General features: G+C 71.5%; 16 protein-coding genes and 1 pseudogene. 5 read left to right on the forward strand and 12 right to left on the reverse strand.

Annotated elements, in window-relative coordinates; all coding sequences use genetic code 11:
- A pseudogene (locus MMF94_RS12460) lies at positions 1 to 136 on the forward strand (IS256 family transposase); the annotation flags it as partial.
- Positions 137 to 4,678: 4,542 nt separating this feature from the next.
- Here the strand turns inward: MMF94_RS12460 and MMF94_RS12465 are convergent.
- Positions 4,679 to 5,983, reverse strand: coding sequence for an aminotransferase-like domain-containing protein (locus MMF94_RS12465; protein WP_241036768.1), 1,305 nt, complete (start codon positions 5,981 to 5,983; stop codon positions 4,679 to 4,681).
- Positions 5,984 to 6,245: 262 nt separating this feature from the next.
- Here MMF94_RS12465 and MMF94_RS12470 point away from each other — a divergent pair, with 262 nt between their 5' ends.
- Positions 6,246 to 6,902 (forward strand): GNAT family N-acetyltransferase, encoded by a 657-nt coding sequence (locus tag MMF94_RS12470; protein WP_241036536.1) that lies wholly within the window; start codon positions 6,246 to 6,248, stop codon positions 6,900 to 6,902.
- Between the two features lie 141 nt (positions 6,903 to 7,043).
- Here the strand turns inward: MMF94_RS12470 and MMF94_RS12475 are convergent, their stop codons facing one another.
- From MMF94_RS12475 to MMF94_RS12520, 9 genes are all read right to left on the reverse strand, one after another.
- Complete coding sequence (locus tag MMF94_RS12475; protein ID WP_241036537.1) at positions 7,044 to 8,201, reverse strand: N-acetylmuramoyl-L-alanine amidase; 1,158 nt, start codon at positions 8,199 to 8,201, stop codon at positions 7,044 to 7,046.
- A gap of 175 nt (positions 8,202 to 8,376) precedes the next feature.
- On the reverse strand, positions 8,377 to 8,703 hold the full coding sequence (trxA, locus tag MMF94_RS12480; protein ID WP_241036538.1) for a thioredoxin: 327 nt from the start codon (positions 8,701 to 8,703) through the stop codon (positions 8,377 to 8,379).
- Positions 8,704 to 8,743: 40 nt separating this feature from the next.
- Positions 8,744 to 9,742 (reverse strand): thioredoxin-disulfide reductase, encoded by a 999-nt coding sequence (gene trxB / locus MMF94_RS12485; protein WP_241036539.1) that lies wholly within the window; start codon positions 9,740 to 9,742, stop codon positions 8,744 to 8,746.
- Positions 9,743 to 9,834: 92 nt separating this feature from the next.
- Entirely contained in the window at positions 9,835 to 10,500 is a 666-nt protein-coding gene (locus MMF94_RS12490) for a hypothetical protein (RefSeq protein WP_241036540.1), read from the reverse strand.
- The gene (gene sigM, locus MMF94_RS12495; protein ID WP_241036541.1) at positions 10,497 to 11,048 is read right to left on the reverse strand and encodes an RNA polymerase sigma factor SigM; all 552 of its coding nucleotides are present in this window, start codon (positions 11,046 to 11,048) and stop codon (positions 10,497 to 10,499) included. Before sigM ends, MMF94_RS12490 begins: the two co-directional genes overlap by 4 nt.
- A gap of 60 nt (positions 11,049 to 11,108) precedes the next feature.
- Positions 11,109 to 12,809: a protein kinase family protein gene (locus MMF94_RS12500; protein ID WP_241036542.1), complete on the reverse strand. Its 1,701-nt coding sequence runs from the start codon at positions 12,807 to 12,809 to the stop codon at positions 11,109 to 11,111.
- A gap of 54 nt (positions 12,810 to 12,863) precedes the next feature.
- On the reverse strand, positions 12,864 to 14,522 hold the full coding sequence (murJ, locus tag MMF94_RS12505) for a murein biosynthesis integral membrane protein MurJ (protein WP_241036769.1): 1,659 nt from the start codon (positions 14,520 to 14,522) through the stop codon (positions 12,864 to 12,866).
- Positions 14,519 to 17,107 (reverse strand): DUF6049 family protein, encoded by a 2,589-nt coding sequence (locus tag MMF94_RS12515; RefSeq protein ID WP_277398711.1) that lies wholly within the window; start codon positions 17,105 to 17,107, stop codon positions 14,519 to 14,521. The genes murJ and MMF94_RS12515 overlap by 4 nt, the downstream gene beginning before the upstream one ends.
- Positions 17,104 to 17,598, reverse strand: a complete 495-nt coding sequence (locus MMF94_RS12520) for an NUDIX domain-containing protein (protein WP_241036543.1) — start codon at positions 17,596 to 17,598, stop codon at positions 17,104 to 17,106. Before MMF94_RS12520 ends, MMF94_RS12515 begins: the two co-directional genes overlap by 4 nt.
- 176 nt (positions 17,599 to 17,774) lie before the next feature.
- On the opposite strand from MMF94_RS12520, the gene MMF94_RS12525 reads away from it, so the two are divergent.
- Positions 17,775 to 19,166, forward strand: coding sequence for a CCA tRNA nucleotidyltransferase (locus MMF94_RS12525; RefSeq protein ID WP_241036770.1), 1,392 nt, complete (start codon positions 17,775 to 17,777; stop codon positions 19,164 to 19,166).
- Positions 19,167 to 19,172: 6 nt separating this feature from the next.
- Here MMF94_RS12525 and MMF94_RS12530 read toward each other — a convergent pair whose 3' ends face one another.
- Entirely contained in the window at positions 19,173 to 20,501 is a 1,329-nt protein-coding gene (locus MMF94_RS12530; protein ID WP_241036544.1) for an MFS transporter, read from the reverse strand.
- A gap of 33 nt (positions 20,502 to 20,534) precedes the next feature.
- On the opposite strand from MMF94_RS12530, the gene MMF94_RS12535 reads away from it, so the two are divergent.
- Positions 20,535 to 21,140, forward strand: coding sequence for a YqgE/AlgH family protein (locus MMF94_RS12535; protein ID WP_241036545.1), 606 nt, complete (start codon positions 20,535 to 20,537; stop codon positions 21,138 to 21,140).
- A gap of 11 nt (positions 21,141 to 21,151) precedes the next feature.
- On the opposite strand, the gene MMF94_RS12540 is transcribed toward MMF94_RS12535, so the two are convergent.
- Entirely contained in the window at positions 21,152 to 21,607 is a 456-nt protein-coding gene (locus tag MMF94_RS12540) for an SdpI family protein (protein ID WP_241036546.1), read from the reverse strand.
- A gap of 189 nt (positions 21,608 to 21,796) precedes the next feature.
- On the opposite strand from MMF94_RS12540, the gene leuS reads away from it, so the two are divergent.
- Positions 21,797 to 24,703 (forward strand): leucine--tRNA ligase, encoded by a 2,907-nt coding sequence (gene leuS, locus MMF94_RS12545; protein WP_241036547.1) that lies wholly within the window; start codon positions 21,797 to 21,799, stop codon positions 24,701 to 24,703.
- The last annotated feature ends 22 nt before the right edge of the window (positions 24,704 to 24,725 follow it).

Below are 24,725 nucleotides of genomic sequence, written 5' to 3' on the forward strand. Positions count from 1 at the left end.
AGTGCTCGCCGAGCAGACCGACGAATGGGCCGAGCAGCGGCGCTACATGGGCGTGGAGGTCCTGGCCAAGGCCCGCCGGACACCGCAGCCAGCAACGGGTCAGGAGGTGGTGACACCGACCGCGATCAGCGCATAGCGTTCCCAGCGAAGGTCACGAAGTGGTCGTCTCCCATCCACCACTTCCGTGGACGCAACCGGCCGCCACTCGTTCGCCGCGAACCACGCCCCGGCAGCGGCAGGGGCCGCGGAGCGAGGCGGCGGACCTGAGGTAGGCGCAGGTCGACGTTTCACGTGAAACACCGCGCCGCAACCCCCCGGGTCAGGACTGGACAACGTGGGGCGGGCAAGCGGCTCATCCTGCGCTGCTGGCCGCGACGCCGATCACCCGGGAGCACGTGGCGGCTCCGCTGCGGCGGTTTGCCCGTCCCGGAACGACGGTGGCGCGATCAGCAGCCGGCCGGAGTCGGGTGCGCATCGTGGGGCCGGGAGGGTGGCGTGTCTGGAGCGGGTGACTGTCTCGTGGTGCTCCACGCTCGCGTGTCGAACCGACGCTGAAGGGTGGCCGGCGCACCCAGTGAGGGTTGGCCAGCGCAAGTTCGGCACCGTCGCCGCGGAGCGCCGGCGAGAGAAGTCGGTTCCGCCGCACAGGGCACCCGGTCCGCCTTCCCAACGAGTGATGCGGCAGTCCGCGCGGACCTCCTCGACGACCCTGCGCTCGGCCTGCGCGAGCGGCCTTGCGCGTGACACACATTGCCGGAGCCGGCCGGGTGGACCGGCGGCTCATTTCAGGTGTTCGCCCCTGCTTGCGGGAAGCGGCGTGGGATCGTCCGGCTCGGGCTGACCGCGGACGGCCCGCCCTCGGAAGCTGAACGTCCGTAACCGCCCCGCGCCTCACGCACAATCCTCCGCGGGCGGATCTCGGGGGGTGTGCCGGCTGACGCGGGGGACTCCTGCTCCCGGCCGGCTCGATGATTCACGCGCGGGATCGGCGTCTGGGGTGTGCGGATGCTGAGCCGTGCCGCGGCGTATCGAGCCGTGGCCCGCGGCCGGTCCGCTCGGACGACGGGTCAGGCAAGGCGCGAGCTGGGGTGCCCGAATAGCGAGCCGCGGCTGTCGGACAGTGCCGAGCGGGCTGGCGAGCTCCGCCCCAGCGCTGGCGCTCCGACGCCTGTTTCACGTGAAACCGCGCCGCGCTTGAAGCCACAGCACCACGCGGCAGTTCTCCAGACTCGACCCCGGGCGCGGATACGACCGCGATCAGGTCGACTCTCAGATGCGGGAGGTGCGCCACCGGCTGGCCGCCGCGGAAGCGGTCCGCCAGGGCGCAGAGCAGCACGCCCGGGCCACCGAGAAGGAGAAGCGGGCCCGCGCCGCGGCTCAGGCGGACGCGCCCATGTCGCAGGACAGCCAGCGCCCGCGGTCCCGCCGCGGGCGGCCGACCTCCGTAACGATCGGTCGACTCGGGGGCTCCTGTCCTCTGTGGCAGACGGACTGGACGGTGCCGCGTACGGCGACGTGCACCCACGCCGACACCGGCGCTCCATGCCTGTTTCACGTGAAACAGATCCGGCCATCGAGTCGGCCGATCTGGGCGCGGAGCGAGGCGTCAGACCTGGGGTAGGCGCAGGATCGAGGTTTCACGTGAAACACCGCGCCGCAACCCCCGGGCTAGGACTGGACAACGTGGGGCGGATAGACGGCTCATCCTGATGCTGGCCGCGACGCCGTTCACCCCATTCCGTAGCCTGGCGGCCCGCGCCGCGCCGCGCCGCGCCGCGACCGCGGGCGCCGGCCCCGGGCGTACGTGTAGGACTCCGGGCTGATGCCGTGGCTTGTCGAGGGCGGCGCCGTTTCACGTGAAACAAGGCGCGTCGGAGTGCCTGCGCCGGTGGAGCCACTGCCATGCGCGAAGCCGTCCACTCCGTGTGCCGGCGGACGAGAGCCGCCGAGTCGGCATGGTTGCTCTGCGGACGGGCCAACGTCTGGGACACCGGGCGCTCCAGCACCGGGTCGAGCGTGTGTACGACTGCCGACCGGTGCCGTCGCTTTTCGACGCGGCGGCGCTGTTTCACGTGAAACAGGCGTTCTGAGTGCTCGCGCCAGAGCGGACCCCATCGACGGACCGCACCGTCCAGACCGTCTGCCCGTCAACGACGGGAGCCGCCGAGCTGACCGCTGTCGGGGCCGGCCGACCGTGCTGGGACCTCGGGCGCCGGCGCTGGGTTGAGCGGGCATGGTTGCCAACTGGTGGCGTGGGGCCGCGCCGAGTCGAACGGCCGTGGCAGCGCGGCGCTATCGGGCGCGGCGTGGTTTCACGTGAAACACGCCGTTGGAACGCTTCGAGCCGTGGTCGGCGCGCGTCGCCCGCGTCGCCGAGTCCTCTGCCGCCGGGATGAGCGAAGCCGTCGAGCCGACCGACTCATGCGAGGGCTAGCCGACCGCGCCGGGACCACGGGCCGCCGCCGCGAGGAACGACGGGGTAGAGCCGCTCAACTTCGCGGGCGGGCTGGCCCGCGGCTGCCGAAAGGTGACCGTCGTCCGCTCGTCGGCTCAATCGTCCCTGCGACACGGTCCTCCCCTACGACATGTCCGTGTGACACGGTCGGCATCGCCGTTTTGGCGGAAGCCAGAAGCGCGACGCCAACACGAACGCTCGGCGGTTACGGCACGGTGTTTCACGTGAAACCCCGATCCAGCGCCTGCCCGCTCAGCCGATCACTTCGACCCGCTGAGTGGAGAGGGATCTCTTCGGCGAGGCGCCACCCCGCCTCGCGCTAGCCGAAATGGACGCGCGATGCTCCTGCCGCCGTGCGCCTGCGCCTCGCCGAACGGCGGACGCGCGACGGGGGGCCTAGTCGCGGCCCCTTCGTCCGCGCGGCTCGGGACCGGCCAGGTCCTGCCGCTCAGCCGGTGGACTCCGTCGAGCGATCGGGCGAGTCGAATCGCGGGACTCGTCGAGTCGTGCAGGGAGGATGTGACCAGCGGACCGGGACCGCCGTCGTCGGGAGGGACCGCTGGATCGCATCCTTCACCGGCGAACAGCGTCGCGGAACTAATCGACCCTCCAGCCGGAGCGGTGGTGCGCTGGTGGACTCTTCCGCCGGCTTCGAGGCCCGCCCCGACCGAGGCGCCCCGTGTTGCGGGACTGGTCGGCTCCGGCGGCGGGGCTGAGTGAGTCGCGCGCCGGGGCTGGTCGACTGCGGCCGGTGCCAGGCGGCCGGTGGTGTCGCAGGACTGACTTCGGCGGCGAGATCCGGATAACCGTGCGGCGGGATCGACCGACGTGCGTGGCGGGGCGAAGCTTTACGGAGCAGCTGGTCGAGCTGTGAGGCGGGGCTGATTGAGCCGGGCAGCGGAACGAACGAGCTCTGGACCGGAATCGACCGACGTGCGTGGCAGGGCCGAGCTTTGCGGAGCAGCTGATTGCGCTTCGGGGTGCCGATCGAGCCGCGCGGAGGAGCCGACCGACATGCCTGTCGGAGCGGAGCTATGCGGGGGAGCCGGTCGAGCTGTCGGGCGGGGCCGGTCGAGCTGTGCGGAGGGGATCGACCGACATGCGTGGCGGGGCCGAGCTTCGCGGCGGAGCTGATCGCGATGTGGGGCGCCGATCGAGCCGCGCCGCGGGGTCGACCGTCCTGTCTGGCGGGCGGAGCTTGGGAGGAGCTGATCGCGCTGTGGGGCGGGGTCGACCGACCTGTCTGGCGGAGCGGAGCTTTGTGGGGAGCTGGTCGAGCTGCCTGGCGGAGCGGAGCTTTGTGGAGGAGCTGATCGCGCTGTGGGGCGGGGTCGATCGAGCCGTGCGGAGGAGCGATCGAGCTGTGGCGAAGCCGGGCAGCTGTCCAGCCGGGCCGAGTGAGCAGCGGCGCCGACGAGATCGAGCGAGCTGCGGAGCGGAACCGAGCGGAGCCGTGGGGCTGGATCGGGCGAGCGTTGCGGAGGGGCCGACCGAGCGGCCGGGCAGGATCGGGCGAGCCGTACGGAGAGGACAAGTGGGCAGCGGGGCAGGATCGGGCGAGCTGTGGGCGAGCCGAACATGAGTGGGCGGGGCCGGGCGAGCTGCGCGGCGGCCGGGCAAGCAGCGAGTGGCGCCAGGCGAGCTGCGCGACGAGGCGGGCAGGCAGCGGGTGGGGCCGGATGAGCTGTGGGTCCGGGCTAACCGTGCGGAGATCCGGGTCGCGGGACCGGCTGATCCGCGCTCCAGTACCGGCTTCCTCACGACGCGGAGCCCGGTCCAAGACCCGCAACCGCTGACCGGCGACGGGTGCCGTCGCGAGCGTCCAAGGGCCGCCTGGAGGAGCTCGTCTCTGTCACCGGCACGGCCGCCACTACCCCATGCCCGAGGCGACCGGCCTCTACTGATTCGAACCCGTTGTCCTCGGGGTCGGCAACGAGCCGGACGACGAGGTCCTCGCTCGGGCTCCGGGTATTGCCGGACGGCGGGGCCGCACGGGGTCTCCGTTGCGGGCCCGGCACGTCGTTTCACGTGATCGGCTCACTCATGCCGCGGGCCCGAGTGATCCGTGCACTGCTGGATCGGTCGGTGGCGAGTCGCGCCGCTCGACCGGCGATTCGCATAAAACGGATCGACTCGCGCCGCGAGACCGTCGAGTTGGGAATGGCACGGGTCCGCGCGCCTTGCCAGGGCGCATCGGCGACCCGCTGATGTGGCGGGCTCGGTTCAGGGAGTGTGGGGGCCAGGCGTCTGGGGGCCGTTGCGAGCCGGCGCCGGGCCGAGCGCCGGGCGGGTGGGCGTGCCGAACGTGCGCATGACGTCGAGCTCCGCCTCGAGCACTCCCGCGAGGCGCCGCACGCCCTCCGTGATGCGCTCCGGCGTCGGGTAGCAGTACGACAGCCGCAGCTGCCGGCTGCCGAACCCGTCGGCGTAGAAGCCGGTGCCGGACGCGTAGGCGACGCGTGCGGTGACCGCCCGCGGCAGCATCGCCTTCGTGTCGACGCCCTCGGGCACCGTCAGCCAGACGTAGAAGCCGCCGTCAGGCACGTTCCACGTACAACCCTCGGGGAGGTAGGTCTCGAGCGCGTCCAGCAGGGCGTCCCGGCGGTCGCGGTAGGCCTCGGCGAACGTCTTGATCTGGCTGTGCCAGTCGTGGCCGGCGAGGTAACGCGACACGAGCATCTGAGTGAAGCTCGGCGGGCAGAGGGTGGCCGACTCCGCGGCCAGCACGAGCCGGTCGCGCACCGCGGGTGGCACCAGCGCCCATCCGACGCGCAGCCCGGAGGCGAACGTCTTGGAGAACGACCCGAGGTAGACCACCGACGAGTCGAGGGAGCGCAGGGCCGGGTAGGTGCGGCCGCTGAAGCCGAGGAGGCCGTATGGGTTGTCCTCCACGACGCCGACGCCGTGGGTTGCGCAGATCTCCAGCACCTCGGCCCGGCGCTCGACGGCGAGCGTGACGCCGGCGGGGTTGTGGAAGTTCGGGATCGTGTACAGGAACTTGGGAGTGATGCCCTGCGCCGCGAGCGTGCGGAGGGCATCGCGCAGCAGGTCGGGCACCAGGCCGTGCTCGTCCATCGCAATGTGCACCACGCGGGCCTGGTAGGCCGCGAAGCTGCCCAACGCGCCGACGTAGGACGGACCTTCGGCGAGTACGACGTCGCCGGGGTCGCAGAAGATGCGTGTGACGAGGTCGAGCGCCATCTGCGACCCGACGGTGACGACCACGTCGTCCGGGTCGGCGCGGATGCCTTCGAGCGCCATCACATCGCAGATCTGCTCGCGCAGGGCGGGCACTCCCTGCGCCGAGCCGTACTGCAGCGCCACCTCGCCCTCGCGCTGTACGAGGTCGGACACCTCTGCCGCGAGCGCGCCGAGTGGCAGCGCGGCGAGGTTCGGCATGCCGCCCGCGAGGGAGACGACCTCCGGCCTGCTGGCGACGGCGAACAGGGCGCGAATCTCCGAGGCCGTCATGCCCGCTGTGCGGGCTGCGAACCGCTCAGTTGGTGCTGCCGCTGCTGCCGTGTGGATGCCGAAGGGTCGTGGAGACGGGGGCGTGTCCGACTGCGGCACGGTGGATCCTCCCGGAGAATTCCTCGGCAGTGGGGATGTCGTTCAACCAAGCAGGCTGGCCGAGTGTAACCGGGAAGGGGGAACATTCTTCAGTTCGTCGTGGGTGAGACACCGGTCGCAGTACTTGGGGTGTCCTTCCATGCTGGATCGATCTATCGTCGAGAAGTCGGCGCGAGGGGCGGCGGCATTCCGATGATGATCTTGGCGCCGGAGGTTGCTCTTGTCCTGGCATGTGGCGCCCCTCACCCTGGACAATCTCGATGATTTGCCCAAGCGGTGCCGAAGGTGCGTGTTCTGGGAGCTGTCGGAGCACCTGGGTAAGCAGGCGGCCGACTTCGGCTCCACCGAGCTCGAGAAGGAAGCCTGGGTCTCCGAGGTGCTCCTCGAGTGGGGCTCGTGCGGACGCATCCTGCACATGGACGGCGTGCCCGCCGGCTACGTGATCTACGCACCGCCCTCAGCGGTGCCGCGCGCCGCGGAGATGCCCACCGGCCCCGTCAGCGCCGACGCCGTGTTGCTCACCACCATGCAGGTGATGCCGGAGTTCGCCGGGGAGGGTCTGGGCCGGATGCTCGCTCAGGCCGTCGTGCGTGATCTCACTCGTCGTGGTGTCAAAGCCATCGAGGTGTTCGGTGAGCAGCGCCCGGGCAACGAGCCCGCCTGTCTCATCCCCGCCGACTTCCTCCGCCGCGTCGGCTTCAAGACCATCCGGCCGCATCCGCGCTACCCGCGGTTGCGCATGGAGCTGCGTTCGGCGATGACGTGGAAAGAGGACGTGGAGGCCGCGCTGGAGCAGCTGCTCGGCACGATCACGATCCCGATGCAGGCCAGCAGCGTGACCCAGGAGTCCTACCGTCAGGTACCCAGCCGCTCGTGATCGCCGCTCTCAGCGGCGTACAGGGCGCGCTGTACGCCACGCTGGCGGCCTGTGACGACCACCCTGGGGCGATGGGGCCGATGGTGGGTGGTACACGCCCCAGATTGGCGTACGTCGTGATTTTCCGTTCCGGAGCCCGGATCAGATGGCCTGTGCGCCGCGTTCCAGCTCGCGAGCCAGCACATCCGAGAAGGTGAACGTGCCGGTGGGCTGATCGTCCTGGCCCAGCAGGTAGAGCCGCTTCACGGCGACGAGGATGCCTTCGGCGACGACGTCACGGAACGCAGGATCCAGCAGCCGCCTGCGGTCACCGATGTGGGAGAGGTAGCCGATCTCCACACGCACGGTGGGCATGCGCGTGAGTCGCAGAAGTTCCCACGTGCGGCCCTGCGTGCGGCAGTCGTGCATCGCGGTACGGGTGAGCAGCTCCCGCTGGATGAACCCGGCAAGAGCCTCACCGACGGTGGACGTGGCTCCTGAACCGTTGCCGAAATGGAACGTGGCAAGCCCCTGGGCGTGCATGCTCCGGTTGGCGTCGGTGTGCAGCGAGAGCACGAGGTCGGCGCCCGCGTTGTTGGCGAAGGCTGCACGCTCGGTCTCAGCGGGGCAGGTGTCCTCCTGCCGGGACAGCATCGCGTCCATCCCCGTGGCCGACATCCTGCCGACCAACCGGCGCGCGAGGTCCCACATGAGGTCGGCCTCCGCGACACCGGCGGCGACGATGCCGCGGTTGGGTCCGCCGTGTCCCGGGTCGACGACGATTCGCTTGCCCCGCAACCGGGGCCCAGCCTGACGCAGCAGCTCCTGTTCGCGCAGGAGGTGTGGACGGCCGCCTGTGACCTTCCGTCCGAGCTGGCGCAGGGACCGCAGCGTGGCGGGCCCGCAGAGCCCGTCGGGCAGGAGGCCGTACTCGCGCTGGAACTTGCGCAGCGCGGCCTCCGTCTGCTCGTTGAACACCCCGCCAGGGCGACCGGGGTCGTAACCGAGCTCGAGGAGCCGCTCCTGCAGGGCGACGACGTCGTCGCCGCTCATCGGCGCAGAGATCATCAGGGCGAGCATGCGGTCGCCGAGGCTCCATCCGGCCTCACGCAGCGCTCGGTAGGTGGCCGGCCCGACGATGCCGTCGGTGATCAGACCCCGCTGTTGCTGGAATGCCCGCACGGCCTGCTCGAGGGCGGCGTCGAACCGGTCTTCCTGGGCTGGACCGCCCGTACTGTCACCGAGCAGGCCGAACCGTCGCAGCGTGGACCGGATCTCGACAACGTTGGGACCGCTGTCACCTCGGCGCAGCAGCTGCATGCACCCCTCGCTCGTTCGTCAGGCACCGACGTTTCGGTGCTGGGCCGTCGCTCATTGTGCCCTGCCGGTTCCCCGATGGGGGACGGCGGGCCGTGTCCACCGAATTTTGTGTCGTGATAGACAAGTACCCCGCTTCCGGCTTCGGGAAGCGGGGTACTTATGGGTGGTTCTGGACTCAGCCCAGGTAGTCGGCCAGGTCGGAGAGCAGGGCGGCCTTCGGCTTGGCGCCGACGATCTGCTTGACCGGCTTGCCGTCCTGGAAGACGATCATCGTGGGAATGGACATGACCTGGTAGTCGCGGGCAGTCGCCGGGTTGGCGTCGATGTCCAGCTTGGCCACGGTCAGCTTGTCCTTGTTCTCACCAGCGATCTCGTCGAGCACCGGGGCGACCATCTTGCACGGGCCGCACCAGGTGGCCCAGAAGTCGACAACGACCGTTTTGTCGCTCTTGAGGACGTCGGCGTCGAAAGAGTCGTCGGTGACGTTCACCGTGTTGGCCATTCTGATCTCCGTTCTCGGGAAAGAAACTCGTGAATTCGATTCAGCCGCTGACTACGGCGACCTGTTCGGCCGCCTGCCCGTATCCGCCGCCCGCCAGTTCGCTGGGGACGGGGCCGTCGGCCAGCCAGCGCTCTGCATCGATCGCGGCCGAACAGCCGGTGCCAGCGGCGGTGATCGCCTGCCGGTAGGTGCTGTCGACGAGGTCGCCCGCGGCGAAGACGCCCGGGATCCCCGTGCGGGTGGAGGGAGCCTCGACCTGGACGTAGCCGGCCTCATCGGTGTCGATCTGACCCCGCACGAGCTCGCTGCGGGGGTCGTGGCCGATCGCGACGAACATGCCGGACACCTCGAGGACGGACTCCTCTCCGGTGACGGTGTCGCGCAGCTTCAAGCCCGAGACGCTGCCCTCACCGAGAACTTCGACGACCTCGGAGTTGGTGCGCCAGTGAATCTTCGGCTCGTTCTTGGCGCGCTCCAGCATGATGCGGGAGGCGCGGAACTCGTCGCGGCGGTGCACGATCGTGACCGTGCGGCCGAAGCGGGTGAGGAAGAGGGCCTCCTCCATCGCCGAGTCGCCGCCGCCGATGACGGCGATGTCCTTCTCACGGAAGAAGAAGCCGTCACAGGTGGCACAGGCGCTGACGCCACGGCCCAGGAGAACCTGCTCTCCCGGAACGTGCAGGTAGCGAGCAGCAGCACCCATCGCGAGGACCACGGCGCGAGCGCGGTAGGTGACCCCGTTGGCCACGACCGTCTTGACCTCGCCCTGCAGCGACACCTGCTCGACGTCCTCGGCGCGCAGCTCGGCGCCGAAGCGCGTGGCCTGGTTGCGCATCTGCTCCATGAGCTCAGGGCCCATGATTCCGTCGGTGAAGCCCGGGTAGTTCTCGACCTCGGTCGTGGTCATCAGGGCGCCGCCGAACTGGGTGCCCTCGAAGACCAAGGGCCGCAGCTGCGCACGCGCTGCGTAGACCGCAGCGGTGTAGCCTGCCGGCCCGGACCCGATGATGATCAGCTCGCGCACCTCGTCGGTGGTCACTGGCGCGTCCTCCCTGTTGTCTCTGCCTGTCAACACGATCCCAGGGACGGGCATTCCTACTGCTACCGGGCGGCAACCGAGGGTGAGACGGCTCACCCTCCGACCACCATTGACTCCAAGAGCGTGCCGTGACCAGGGCCGCACTCCGAGTCGACGACGACGACGTCGAAGGTTCCCAGCCGTCCGGTGACGAGCACGAGCAGCACCGCTTCCTGACCGTCCACCGTGACCTGGCGGCCTCCCACCAGGGGCGCGTCAGGTGCCAGCGCCGGTGCGGCGGCTCGCAGGCAGCCGGCGCGTCGTGCGGGATCCGCCAGCGGGCCCGCGTCCACCGACCCGACTGCGGAGCGAGCGACGGCAGCCAAGTTCACCCGGTCGATGGACGGTGCGGGCTGGGGTCGAGACGACAGCACGCCGGTGAGGACGAGCACGACGAGCACGGCGGCCGCGCCGACCACGGCTAGCGGCCGGCGCCACCGTGCGGGCCGTCGCTGATCGAGAGATGAGACGGCTGGACTCGGCTCACCGGTCGCAGCCTCTGCCTCCAGAGCCGCCGCCCATCGAGCGGCGAACTCCGGTGGCACGGGCGGTGGGGGCAGCCCCGCGAGCTCGCCGCGGGTGACGGCGAGGGCGTGCAGTACTGCGGCCGACTCGGGGTGGGCTGCAGCGGCCGCGCGCACCTGCGCGGCCCGCGCCGGCTCCAGCACACCCGCGTCCAGGTCGGCGAGCTGCGTGAGGTCGGGGCGTGGGGTGGTCATCGCTCCTCCTCCCGCAGGTGCCCGAGCAGCACCGCCAGGCGTGCGCGGCCCCGTGCGCAGCGGCTCTTCACCGTGCCCACCGGCACCTCCAGCATCTCGGCGGCTTCCACCACCGGCCAGCCCTGGACGTCCACCAGCACCACCGCCAGCCGCTGCTCGACGGGGAGCGCCGCGAGTGCGGCGTCGACCGACAGGCGCGTGACCAGTTCCGTGGCGAGGTCGGGATGCCTCGCCGGCAGCTCGCGCTCCGGCAGCGGGACCGTGCTGCGCCTGCTGTCGTGGCGGATCCGGTCGATGCACGCGTTGACGAGGATCCGGTGCAACCACGTGCGCACCGAGGCCTCGCCCCGGTAGGAGCCCGCCCGGCGGTAGGCGGCGACGAGAGTCTCCTGCACGGCATCGGCGGCGTCCTCGGGATGATGGAGCGTGCGCAGTGCCAACCCCCACAGCCGGGATTGGTACCGCGTCGCCAGCTCGGTGAATGCGCTCGGATCGCCCGCCCGGTGCGCGGCCAGCAGCTCCGCGTCGGTGGGAGCCGGGGAGCGCACGACGCGGAGATTAGGTCGAGATGCCCCTCTCCCGTGGCCGTTCCGGAGAACTGGTGGTGGTCAGGAGCCCGCGCGGTGGAACTGGACCTCGTCGATCTGGGTGACGTTGGCGTCGCCCCCGCCGCTGAGCTTGGTGATCCACAGCAGCACGTGGGTGACGGGCTGGCTCCCGGCGAGCGAGACAGGCGTGGTGCCGTCCCGGAGGGTGACCTCGGTGATGGGTGAGGTGTCGCGGAAGGACGAATCCGCGGCGGGAGCCGAACGCACCTCGATGACGGTGCCCGCGCTCGGCGACTGGATCTCCAGTTGGGAGAGCTGCACAGCCGAGGCGAACGACACCATCACCCCGACGCCGGGCTTGAGCGCCGGGAACTGCTGCTTGTAGATGAAGGTGCTCCACCCACTCGACGGGTCGCCGTCGATCACGCGGGACACGCGGCTCGAGTTGTCGGCGTCGCCCACCGGGTCATAGACCTTGACGCCCGCGACTGCCGCGATACCGCCGTCGCCGCCGACCTGTGGCGCGGCGTTGGCCGGCGCGCCGTTCGACGACGCTGACGGGCTGTCGACGACGATGGGCGGCCCGTTGCCGTCCGAGAACACCGAGCCCACCTGCATGCTGATGTAACCGATGACGAAGACCACGGCCACCGCGAGTGCGGTGAGTCCGATCGCCAGCTTGCGCTTCCGCCGGGGGTCGGGTGCAGCGACGACACGGCCACCGTCCTGCCATACGTCTCCCGGGTCGGACGGGACGCCGTCGTGGGCCGGGGGGAACAGGGCCATGCGGTCGTGCTCGTCGACCACCTCGGCGAGCAGGCGGTTGACGGCCGCGGCGGTGTGGACGTGGCCGGGGGCGCCGTCAGGTCCGAGGGTGCCGCGGGCGAGGGTGTCGAGCTCGACGGGAACGCCCGGCCGCTGCTCCGACGGCGGCAGGAGTGCCCCGGCCGGGGTGCGCTCGGCCGGGCTCAGGCCGGCGAGGGCGGCGTCGGCGCTCGACAGCGGCCAGCGCGCGGTGAGCAGGGTGTAGAGGACGGCGCCGAGTCCGCGCACGTCGTCGGCCGGGGTGACGTCGGCGCGAGGCAGGACGAAGGACAGCTGCGCGCGCCCCTCCGGGGTGATCCGTACCCGTTGGGGGTGGTCGCAGCCCAGTACGAGGCCGTGGCGGTGCGCCTCCTCGGCAGCCGCGGCGAGCGGTGCGACCGCCCGGGCCGCCGCGATCGGCTTGATGAGCCCCTCGGCCATCACCTCGGCGAGGCTGCGCCCGGGAACCCATTCGGTGACGGCGACTCCCAGCACGTCGTGCGGCATGCCGCCGGTGCCGGGCGTGAGGACGTCGAGCAGGCGGGCGCAGCCGCTGTGCTCGAAGCTGCCCGCGCGCAACGCGCGGGCCACGATCGCGTCGGCGCGTGCCATGGCCTCGTGCTCGGATCCGCGGTCGGCGGGGAAGCGGCGCAGCACGGTGGCGCCCACGTCACGGCGCAGGATGGTGTCCTGGGCGCGCCAGAACTCGGCGCCCGCTGCCGCGTCGGACCCGACGCGCGTGCGCAGGCGGTAGCGCCCGGCGAGCTCGGTGCCCGGGGTGGTGCCGGGCGGGACAGCAGGAAGGGTGGGGGCGTCCGAAGGTGACGCGTTGTTCGCCGGGGTTCGATCCTCAGGGCGCATCTGCTCCGGAACAACCGGTGCGGGCGTCTTGGTGGTGGGCGCGTCCCCCTCCCATGGCGCCGCCGCACCCGACGGTGGGCTCGCCAACTCACTCACTTCCAGACCTCCCCGCACACCACGAAACCGCTCCCGCCCCTGCTGAAGAGTACGTCAGCGGGTGGTGTCGCGCCGAGGTTTGCGCCGGTCGACGAGCCGTTCGAGGCGTCCGAGTGCTGTGTCGATTTCGCGAACTCGCAGCAGCTTCATTGCGATGAGGGTGATCACTCCCATGATGACGGTTGCGACCGCGAGTTCGATCCACGCCCTGCCCAAAGGCGAGAGGCCGCCGAGCACCCCGTCGAGCAGGGTGATCGCTCCGAAGGCGACCAATCCGCCGGCGATCGAGGCGACGAGTGTGCGTCCGACGCAGGAGAGCACCTCCCCGGTGGGAATCCGCCCCATCCTGCGTCGCAGCAGCATCTGGCCGACCACCGCACCGGCGAGGAAGGACACCGCGTTGGCGGCGGCCAACCCCAGCACGACGTCCTCGGCCGGTAGCAGGAGCGGGCACACCAGCAGCAGCGGAACCTTCACCGCGACGGTGAACAGCTGGATGAGCGTGGGGGTGCGGCTGTCGGTGAGCGCATAGAACACCCGCAGCTGCAGCATCGTGACCGCGTACGGCAGCAGCCCGAAGGCTGACACGGCGAGCGTCGCGCCCAGCTGGGCGGCGCCGTCGAGGTTCGCCTCCCGAAGTCCGAACAAGGCGACGCCGACCTGCGAGCCGAAGATCGTCAGCAGCGCCGACACCGGCACGAGCAGGACGGCCGAGAGCCGGCTGCCCAGCGACAGATCCGCCACGACGTCCGCGTTGCGGCCCTCGGCCGCCGCGCGGCTCATCCGGGGCATCAGCGCCGTCAGCAGTGAGACGCCGAGCACGCCGTAGGGCACCTGGAGCAGCAGCCACGCATAGGAGTAGATCGTGACCGACCCGGCGGCCGACGACGCGGCCACGCGCGTGGTGAGGACGAGCCCGACCTGTCCGATGAGCACGTACGCCGCAACCCACACCGCGAGGCCGCCCGCAGTGGTGAGCCGAGGGTCCCAGCCCCAGACAGGGCGGTATCGGAAGCCGGCCCGGCGCACCGCCGGGATCAGCACCACGGTCTGCACGACGATCCCGAGCGTGGTGCCCAGGCCCAGCACGAGGAGCCGAGCGCTGTCGGGAACCAGCAGGTAGACCCCGACGACCCCGATGACGACGATGTTGTTGAGCACCGGGGCCCAGGCGAAGGCGCCGAAGGCACCACGGCTGTTGAGGATCGCGCCCAGCAGGGCGCCCATGCCGTAGAAGAAGACTTGCGGGAGCAGGAGGTAGGCCAGCACGGTGGCGAGCTGGGGATCGGCCGTGCCGGTGGTATGGCTACCGAGGTAGAGCCGGGTGAGCAGCGGTGCGGCGAGCATCCCGGCTGCGGTCGCGATCAGCAGCGCGATCCCCGCGAGCGTGAGCAGCCTGCGGGTGTAGGTCTCGCCGCCGTCGCGGTCCTCGGTCTGGGCACGTACCAGCAGCGGGATCATCACGCTGGACAGCACGCCGCCGATCAGGAACTCGTAGACGATGTTCGGCAGCGTGTTCGAGATCGTGTACGAGTCGTTGAGGATCGTGTCGCCGAGCACCGTGAACAGCGCGACCTGGCGCAGGAAGCCGGTGATCCGGCTGACCAGGCTGGCCAGCGCCATCAGGCTGCTCGACCGCCCGAGCGACTGCTCCTTGCGCGCCACGACGACCAACTGCTCCGTCGGGCTGTCGTCCGGTGCGGGACCGCTCATGGGCTCGGGACGCGGGGCGGCGGCTGGGGCCCCCGGCCAGGGGGCCGGGGCGGCCCGTCCGGCCGGCGACGGGGCACCGGGAGGCGGTCGGTGGGTTGAAGGGGGTCCGGGAACGGGTCGCCGGTCTTCGCCGCCGGCGGGACCGGGCCATGGCCGTCCGGGCCCGGGCTGCGGTGCTCCGGGCTGAGGGGCACCGCCTGGTCCGGGGAACCCGGCAGGGGGCCCGTCGCCGGACCGACCTGGGCGGTCCGCACCGGTTCGCCGCGGACCCGTCGGAGTACCCGACGGACCGCCAGCACCACGAGCAGTGCTCCCGCGCTCGCCGTCAGCCACACGGTGATGGTGCCGTAAGCGGTGGAGCGGACGCGCAGGCGGCTCGGTGGTCCGAGCAGTTCCCCGTTCGGGGTGCGCACGGCCGCCTGGACGATGAACTGGCCAGAGCGGGTCACCTCGGCACTGACCCGGATCTGGCGGCGCCCCAGCGGGGGCACCTGCTGCGGTGGGATCGGCGCCACCCGCAGGCCTGCGGACGGCAGGATCTGGACGTTGACCTCGACCGTGACCGGCAGCCCGTTGGCCACGGTGATCAGGATCGGGGCGTCCGACGTCCCGAGCGAGTACGGACTGGGCGGCTCGAGCACTCGCACCGAGGCCCGCAGGTCCGCCACCCGCGCTGCTGCGGCGTTCGCCGCGGCGACCGCCTCGGCCGGCCGCCCTCGCCATGCTGCTGAGACGGGCCGCGCGAGGCCGCGTCGCAGTGGACCGAATGCCTCCTCCGGTGTGGCGCCGACACCGGAGTCCGGGACGGCCGCCGAACTCAGGTCCTCGATCTCCTGCGCCGTCTTCCGGACGATGTCGACCGCGCTGGTGGGGGTCTCCAGGCCGCCGGAGCGCAGCGGGTAGGCGGGGGCCAAGGGGGCCGTACCGGCGGACGGGCCGGCCGCGAGCACCCCGTCGAGCGCGGTGGGCACGATCCGGCCTTCCCCGATCAACTGGTTGACCGTGGTCAGCAGGGCAGCTGCACCGTCGCCCTCCACTGCCCACTGGTGCGGGGGTGCGAGAACGAGGGGGCCCGCCGGGGCGGTCGGACCACCGGCGATCGGGCCGGCCTCGATACGGAAGGCGAGCGCGCCGATCAGGTCCTGAGTGGACAGCGCGCCGACCGTTCCGGCGGGAGTGGACGATGCCACCGCTCCGCCGGTGCTGGGATCCGGGCCCGATGCGGCGCTGGGCCCGGCGGCGGCACGGGTGAGCAGCGGGTCGGTCAGCACAGCGAACTGTGGCAGGCGTCCGCCCACAAGGGGCACGACACCGCTGTGGCGCTGCACCCGGCCCTGGTCCACGCCGTCCGCGGACAGCAGCACCGAGCGACCGTCGGCCGATGCGATCTCGTCGAGAGTGGCGTCGTCGGCGACCCCTCCGGCCGGCCAGGTCACCCCTGGCGTGACGGGGACGTCGAGGACGTCGGAGAGGATCTGGCGACCGTCTGTGATGGTCCGCGCCGCGAGCTGCCCGAGGCCACCTCTCGTCAGAGCGACGAGATCTGCGTCGGCGTAGGGCAGCGCCATCACGCAGCCGCCCTTGGCCACCGCCGCGAGGCTGTCCAGCCACTGCCCGGCCACCGCGGCGCCGGTACCCGGCACGGGCGGCCCACCGCCGGGTTGCTGGACCTGGTAGCCCGCGCGCATCAGGGACGCGGTCTCCACCAGGTCGGGGTCGATGGCCAGACAGGTGGCAGCCCGTACTCGCGAGCCGGGAGGCGCGTCCGCGGCGAGCGTGGCGACGAGGCTGCCGAGGCGTCCGCCGGGAGCCATCGACGCGGCGAGGTCGTCGTCGGTGAGCAGCGTGGGCTCGCCGGGGACGGTCGAGACCCGCCGCGGCGTGTCGGTGATCGGGAACAGCATGGAGAACGGCGTGGCCGGAGGGGGCGGGGGCGCCACCACGGGTCCGGCCCGGCCCGGGCCAGGTGGCAGTGACAACACCGGCAGCAACATCCGCACCGCGGCCAACCGTGCCCGCCTGCCGTCGCCAGGCGCCCCGTTGACGTTGACGAGAAGCTCGTGCACCCCGGTCTCGGCAAGCGCGAGAGTCGAGTCGGGTGCGCCGCGGAGCGGGACGGTGAGCCGGACCGGCATCTGACCCCGTGGTGCGAGCTCCCCGGGGATGGGCGTGAACTGCGGGGTGATGGCGTCGGCTCTCCCGTCGCCGTCCAGTGCGTCGCGCAACGCGCCCTCGGTCTGCAGCGCGTTGCCGCGCTGCAGCCGGATCACCAGGTCGTCGATGGGCTGGTCGCCGGTATTCGTCAGTGTGCCGCTAAATGTGAGCGTGGACGGCCCGGTCGAGGTGACGACGCGCGGAGAGAGCTGCGTCAGGTCCAGCCGGAGCGGGCCCGCGGTGTCGTCCGGCCCCTGCTGGAACGGCTCCGGCAACGATGCGGCCGGACTCGGCGCGGCGTTCGCGGCCGGGGCCCCCGGGGCTCCGGGAAGCAGCCCGATGAACGTCAGACCTGCCAGAATCAGCCCCGTCAGCGCCAGCGCTGTGGCTACCCGAACCGGGATCGCGACCAGGGTCGCGATCCGTTTCACGCCGTCTCCTCCAACAGCTCCGTGGCCCGTCTGATCAAGCGGCGCTCGTCGGCGTAGGCCAAGCGTGACTCGAGCTCGTGGAGTGGCACCCAGGCCACCTCGGAGACCTCGACGTCGGAGTCCGAGAGTTCGCCGCCGAGTGCGCGCAGCAGAAAATGATGCACGGTCTTGTGCACGCGCCGATCCTCGGCGACGAACCAGAAGTCGATGGTGCCCAGTGGTGCGACCACGCGGCCGATGATGCCGGTCTCCTCCTCGACCTCTCTCACCGCCGCCTCCTCGGCCGTCTCACCGGCTTCGATATGGCCTTTCGGCAACGACCACAACAGACGTCCTCGCCGGTCCAGGCGCCCGATCACCGCAGCCGTGCCCGAAGCAGGGTCCACGACCAGTCCCCCTGCCGACGTCTCGTCGACGGTCCGCAACCGCCGCCTCCGGTCCGTGGGGCGGCTCGCTCGGCGCCCCCCGGAACGGCCGCGGGATGTGGACATGCGGCGATCGTATCGACCAGACCGGTTCCGGTGCCCGGCCAGCGGTTCGAGTGCAGCATCCTCGTCACTGCTCGCAATGGGGACGCCTACACTGGCCCGCCGTGTCCGCAGCAGCCCTGGCGCCCGGCGCCGTTCCCCCTGATCTTGTGCGCGCCCAGGAGAATGCGGTCGTGGAGATGGTGCAGATCGGGGCCGTCGCCGAGGAGCTCGCCGGCCGTTTCGCCCTGGCGGGGCACCGGCTCTACCTTGTCGGCGGCAGCGTTCGTGACGCCTTGCTCGGTCGCGAGTCCGGCGACCTCGACTTCACCACCGACGCGCGCCCCGACGCGATTCTCGAGATCCTCTCCGGCTGGGCCGAGGCGGTCTGGGACACCGGCATCGCGTTCGGCACGGTCGGTGCACGCCGCCACGGCAACACCGTCGAGATCACCACGTTCCGCGCGGACGCCTACGACCGGGTCACGCGTAACCCGATCGTGGCCTTCGGCGACAGCATCGAGGACGACCTCGTCCGACGCGACTTCACCGTCAACGCGATGGCCGTGGAGCTCACCGCGGACGAGCGGCGGTTCGTCGATCCGCACGGCGGCCTAGCGGCGCTCGCGGCCGGTGTCCTCGACACGCCGGCCACCCCCGAGGAGTCCTTTGCCGACGACCCGCTGCGGATGCTGCGCGCCGCGCGGTTCGTCTCCCAACTGGGCCTGTCACCCGCGCCGCGGGTGGTCGAGGCGATGACGGCGATGGCGGGCGAGCTCTCCCGGATCACCCGCGAGCGGGTGCAGGTCGAGCTGACCAAGCTGATCTGCGGCACGCATCCGCGCCGTGCCATCGAGCTGATGGTCGACACGGGCCTCGCCGAGCAGGTGCTGCCGGAGGTACCGGCGATGCGCCTGGCCATCGACGAGCACATGCAGCACAAGGACGTCTACACGCACTCGTTGGTGGTGCTGGAGCAGGCGATCTCCCGGGAGGAGCCCGGCAGGCCCGACCTCGTGCTCCGCCTCGCCGCGCTGCTGCACGACATCGGCAAGCCCGACACGCGCCGCAAGGAGTCGGACGGGCGGGTCAGCTTCCACCACCACGAGGTGGTCGGGGCGAAGATGGTGCGGCGGCGGTTGCGCGAGCTGCGCTACCCGAAGGCGATCATCGACGACGTCGCCCAGCTGGTGTTCCTGCACCTGCGCTTCCACGGTTACGGCAGCGGCGAGTGGACCGACAGCGCGGTGCGGCGCTACGTCGCGGATGCCGGTCCCCTGCTCGACCGGCTCCACAAGCTCGTGCGCTCCGACTCGACCACCCGCAACCGGCGCCGTGCCGCGGCGCTGCAGCGCAGCTACGACTCGCTCGAGGACCGGATCGCGCAGCTGCGGAAGCAGGAGGAGCTCGACGCCATCCGGCCGGACCTGGACGGCAACGCGATCATGGAGCTGCTCGGCATCCCCCCGGGCCCGCTCGTCGGCAAGGCCTACAAGCACCTGCTCGCGCTGCGCATGGAGCGCGGACCGGTGTCGCACGAGGAGGCGGAGGCCGAGTTGCGCGCCTGGGCCGCCGAGAACGGTCTCGGCTGAGTCCTCTCAGGTCCGGCGGGTGCGGCGCATCTGCTGGTCGTGCGCCAGCAGGCCGAGCACGTAGAGAGCTGCCGCTGCGGCCAGCAACCACGGGGCGTAGCCGTTGGGCGGGCTGAGCAGCGCGGCCGCGGCGACCGCCAGCACGTACCCGACGTTGAAGACGACGTCGTAGAGGGCGAAGACCCGCCCGAGCACCCCGTCGCCCGCCTCGCTCTGAACGGCGGCGTCGGTGCACAGCTTGACGATCTGACCCGTGGCGCCGAGCACGAACGCCGCCGCCAGGACGGCGGGCATGGACAGCAATGCGGCGAGTGCGAGCTGGGTGAGCGTGGCGACGATCAACGCCACGCGGATCGTGCGGGGACGGCCCCAGCGCCGCACCATCCACGGCGCGATCAGCGCCGCGACGCCGAGGCCCGCCGCGGCGAGCAGGACGGCCTCCCCGATACCCGCGAGCCCGGCCCGGAACGGTCCACTGTCGATGAACGAGTACCGGAACAGCAGCAGCGTGAGCAGCGTCGTGATGCCGACCGAGAACCGGTGGGCCGCCAGCGCCAGGAAAGAAGCGGCCACCGACGGGGTGGCGGCGGTGGCGCGTGCTCCGTCGGCGAGCCCGTGCAGCACGGTGACGGCCGTGCGGCGGTCCGGGTCGGTGCGGTCGGGGCCGAGAGCACCACGCCGGAACCTGGAGGCCAGCGCGGCGGCGAGCAGCGATCCCGCGACGGCGACCGTGGTGGTGATGGCCGAGCCCGTGTCGTCGGGGCCGACGATCTCGCGGAGCCCGATGGCGCAGGCTCCGCCGATCGCAGTCATGGCGGCGCCCACGGTGACCGCGAACGTGTTCGCCTCGACGAGGTGACGGCGCTCGACGACGTGCGGCAGCGCCACCGACAGACCGGAGTTGACGAACCGGCTGACCCCCGCGACGGCGAGGGCGGCCAGGTAGAGGGCCGGCCCCGTGATGCCGGCGAAGACGACGGCGGCGACGACCACGATGAGCACCGCCCGGACGAGGTTGGCCCCCATCAGCACACGCTTGCGGTCCCAGCGGTCGAGCAGCGCCCCTGCGAACGGACCGATCAGCGAGTAGGGCAGCAGGAGCACGGCCAGACCGGCCGCGACGGCGAGTGGGTCGGCCTGCCGCTCGGGGTTGAACAGCACTGCACCGCCCAGCGCGGCCTGGAACACGCCGTCGGCCCACTGTGTGGCGAAGCGCACTGCGAGCAGACGCCGGAGCCCGCGCGTCCGGACGAGTCGGACGAAACCCAGCCGCTCGCTCTTCGCCGTGGCGGGCGTCCCCACGGCGACGGGCGGTGTCGGTCCCGATGTCGGCACGGGCGAAGGCTACGCGGCCCGTCGGATGCAACGATGGAACCTGTGGTGGACGACCGCTCCGGCTCTGGCAATTCCTCCGGGTCCGAGCCGGCGCCGGGCAGCCTGCTCGTCGCCGCGCCGGGCCTGCTTGATCCCAACTTCCTCCGCACTGTGATCTTCATGATCGAGCACCGGGAGCGGGGCAGTCTCGGCGTCGTGCTGAACCGTCCGAGCGAGGTGACGGTGCGCGACGTCCTGCCGGCGTGGGCGGCGCTCTCCGCGGAGCCGCGCTCGGTGTTCGTGGGCGGCCCGGTGGAGGGCGAGACCGCACTCTGCCTCGGCGCCGTGCGCACCGGTCACGACCCGGCTGCCGTGGAGGGGTTGGTGCGGGTGCGGGGCCCGATAGTGCTGGTCGACCTGGACACCGACCCCGCCGTGATCGCCCCGAGCTTGCGCGGCATGCGGGTGTTCGCCGGCTACTCGGGCTGGGACGCAGGTCAGCTCGCCGGGGAGATCGAGCGCGGCGACTGGATCGTCGTGCCCGCGCTGCCCGACGACGTCATCTCCGAGAACGACGCGCTCTGGGGCCACGTGCTGCGCCGCCAGGGCATGCCGCTCTCGTTGCTCGCGACGTACCCCGCCGACGTCCGGCACAACTGACCTCGAAGGGATCAGCCGCGCTCGGATCCGGCCGGGAGCGATGTGGTCGCGTCGCGGCAGCCGGCCACGAGATCGCATCCCGCGCACGAGCCCGAGCAGACGGGCCCGGGCGGGGGCAGTGCCACGGCGCTTGCGGCGCGGTTTCCCACCATCCCGGCGACGCCTGCGAGGCCCAGCATCCCGACCAGTGCCACGGCGAGCACGACCCAGCCCAGCGCACCGCCGGGACCGGCCAGTAGTGCCGCCCCGCCGGCGAGGGCCACCACGCCCGCGGCGCCGGCCGGCACCGCCGCCGCGGCGTTGCCGACGGCGAACGCGTGCTCCGACCGCAGTGTCGTGGCCGTCCGGACCCCTACCCAGGCGTTGCGGCGCAGCCGCCCGCGGGCCCCGAGCACCGCGACGGCAAGGAGTGCGACACCGGCGAGCACGAGCAGCGAACCCAGGACCAGACGCAGTGACAGCGGCACATTGACCAGCGTAGGTGAACCCGGAAGCGAGCCCGCAGCCAGCGGAGCTACCCTGGAGACGTGGCCCAGCGACTTCTTGTCTAGGCCGCGTCGCAGTCTCAGTACCCGGCGCGGCCGACCCCTCATGCCCGAGCGGCAGGGGGGTCTTCTGGTTTTCGGGCCGATTAGAGACCTCCCAGGAGTGGGGACATGAGCACGGACACGACCGCAGTGGCACCGGAGCGCGCCGACGGCCCGGCCGACGACGCTGAGCTGCCCTACCGGTACAACGCGGTACTGGCCGCGCAGATCGAGGATCGCTGGCAGGAGCGGTGGGAGCGCGAGGGCACCTTCCACGCGCCCAACCCGTCGGGTCCCTGGGCCGACCCGTCCGGGGCGGCAGGCGACAAGGTCTACCTGCTCGACATGTTCCCGTACCCCTCCGGGTCCGGGCTGCACGTCGGCCACCCGCTCGGCTTCATCGGCACGGACGTGCTGGGGCGCTACCTGCGGATGACCGGCCGCACCGTGCTGCACGCGATGGGCTTCGACGCCTTCGGCCTGCCCGCCGAGCAGTACGCGGTGCAGACGGGCACCCACCCGCGCAAGACCACCGAGGAGAACATCCAGCGGTACAAGGCGCAGCTGCGCCGGCTGGGCCTCGGCCACGACGAGCGCCGCTCGGTGGCCACCACCGATGTCGAGTTCTACCGCTGGACACAGTGGATCTTCCTGCAGATCTACAACTCCTGGTACGACGAGGAGCAGCGGAAGGCCCGGCCGATCGCCGAGCTGGAGGCGGAGTTCGCGGGCGGCCGGAGGCGCACGCCGGACGGCCGTGGCTGGAACGAGCTGACGTCGGTCGAGCAGCGCCGCATCGTCGACTCCCACCGGCTGGCCTACATCTCCGAGGCGCCGGTCAACTGGTGTCCGGGCCTGGGCACGGTGCTGGCCAACGAGGAGGTCACTGCCGACGGGCGCAGCGAGCGGGGCAACTTCCCCGTGTTCCGCCGCAACCTGAAGCAGTGGATGATGCGGATCACCGCCTACGCCGACCGGCTGGCGGCCGACCTGGACCGGCTGGACTGGCCCGACTCGGTCAAGGCGATGCAGCGCAACTGGATCGGCCGTTCCGAGGGTGCGCAGGTTCGCTTCCCGGTCTCGGGCGCCGACACGCCGATCGAGGTCTTCACCACCCGCCCCGACACCCTGTTCGGCGCCACGTACATGGTGCTCGCGCCCGAGCATCCCCTGGTTGGCGAGATCGTCCCCGACGCATGGCCCGCGAACGTCGACGCGCGCTGGACCGGCGGTGCGGCCACCCCGGGCGAGGCCGTGGCCGGCTACCGCAGCGCGGCGGCCCGCAAGTCGGAGCTGGACCGGCAGGAGAACCGCGAGAAGACCGGCGTCTTCACCGGTGCGTACGCCACCAACCCCGTCAACGGGCAGGCGATCCCGGTCTTCGTCGCCGACTACGTGCTGATGGGCTACGGCACCGGCGCCATCATGGCCGTGCCCGCCCAGGACCAGCGCGACTGGGACTTCGCCACGGCGTTCGGCCTGCCGATCGTGCGCACCGTGCAGCCGAGCGAGGGCTGGGACGGCGAGGCCTACACCGGCGACGGTCCGGCGATCAACTCCGCCAACGACGAGATCAGCCTGAACGGGCTGGGGGTCGCCGAGGCAAAGCGCGCGATCACGGAATGGCTGGCCGCCCGCTCGGCCGGTTCGCCGGTCGTCCAGTACAAGCTGCGTGACTGGCTGTTCTCCCGGCAGCGTTACTGGGGCGAGCCGTTCCCGATCGTCTGGGACGAGGACGGCCTGCCCGTCCCGCTGCCGGACGACCAGCTGCCGGTCGAGCTGCCGGAAATCGACGACTACTCCCCGAAGACCTACGACCCGGACGACGCCGACACCGAGCCGGAGCCGCCCCTGTCGCGCGCGAGCGAGTGGGTGGAGGCGGAGCTGGACCTGGGCACCGGCCGGGGTCCGCAGCACTACCGCCGCGAGACCAACACGATGCCTCAGTGGGCGGGGTCCTGCTGGTACTACATCCGCTACCTCGACCCCGAGAACAGCGAGCGGTTCGTCGACTCCGAGGTCGAGCAGTACTGGCTGGGTAAGGACCCGTCCCGCGGCCCGTCCGACCCTGGCGGCGTCGACCTGTACGTCGGCGGTGTCGAGCACGCGGTGCTGCACCTGCTGTACGCCCGGTTCTGGCACAAGGTGCTCTACGACCTGGGCCAGGTGTCGTCCGAGGAGCCGTTCCGGCGTCTGTTCAACCAGGGCTACATCCAGGCGTTCGCCTACACCGACGCCCGCGGCGCGTACGTGCCGGCGGAGGAGGTGGTCGAGGTGACCGCGGCCGACGGATCGGTCGGGTACTCGTGGAAGGACCAGACCGTCCGCCGTGAGTACGGGAAGATGGGCAAGTCGCTGCGCAACGTGGTGACCCCCGACGAGATGTGCGAGCGCTACGGCGCCGACACGTTCCGCCTGTACGAGATGTCGACCGGTCCGATGGACGTGTCCCGTCCGTGGTCCACACGCGACGTCGTGGGGTCGCAGCGCTTCCTGCAGCGCGTGTGGCGCAACCTGGTGGACGAGCGCACGGGCGAGCTCCGCGTCACCGAAGAGGAGCCCGACGAGACCACGGTGCGCCTGCTGCACCGCGCGATCTCGGGCGTGCACGTCGACTTCGCGGCGCTGCACTACAACACGGCCGCGGCCAAGCTGATCGAGCTGAACAACCACCTGACCAAGGCCTACGTCGGCACCGGGGTGCCGCGCAGCGTGGCCGAACCGCTGGTGCTGATGATGGCTCCGCTGACGCCGCACGTGGCCGAGGAGCTGTGGTCGCGTCTCGGCCACGAGGGCTCGCTCGCCCACGGCCCGTTCCCGCTGGCCGACGAGCGCTATCTGGTGGCTGACAGCGTCGAGTACCCGATCCAGGTCAACGGCAAGGTGCGATCCCGCGTCACCGTGCCTGCCGACGCGGACACCGACACGGTGAAGGCCGCTGCGCTGGCCGACGAGAAGGTCGCGGCGATGCTCGGCGGCCAGGAGCCGCGCAAGGTGATCGTCGTGCCCGGTCGTCTGGTCAACGTGGTGCTCTGACGACGCCGACCGGCCTTCCCGC

This window comes from Pseudonocardia alaniniphila, from assembly GCF_022524485.1.
GTDB classification, from domain to species: Bacteria; Actinomycetota; Actinomycetes; order Mycobacteriales; family Pseudonocardiaceae; genus Pseudonocardia; species Pseudonocardia alaniniphila.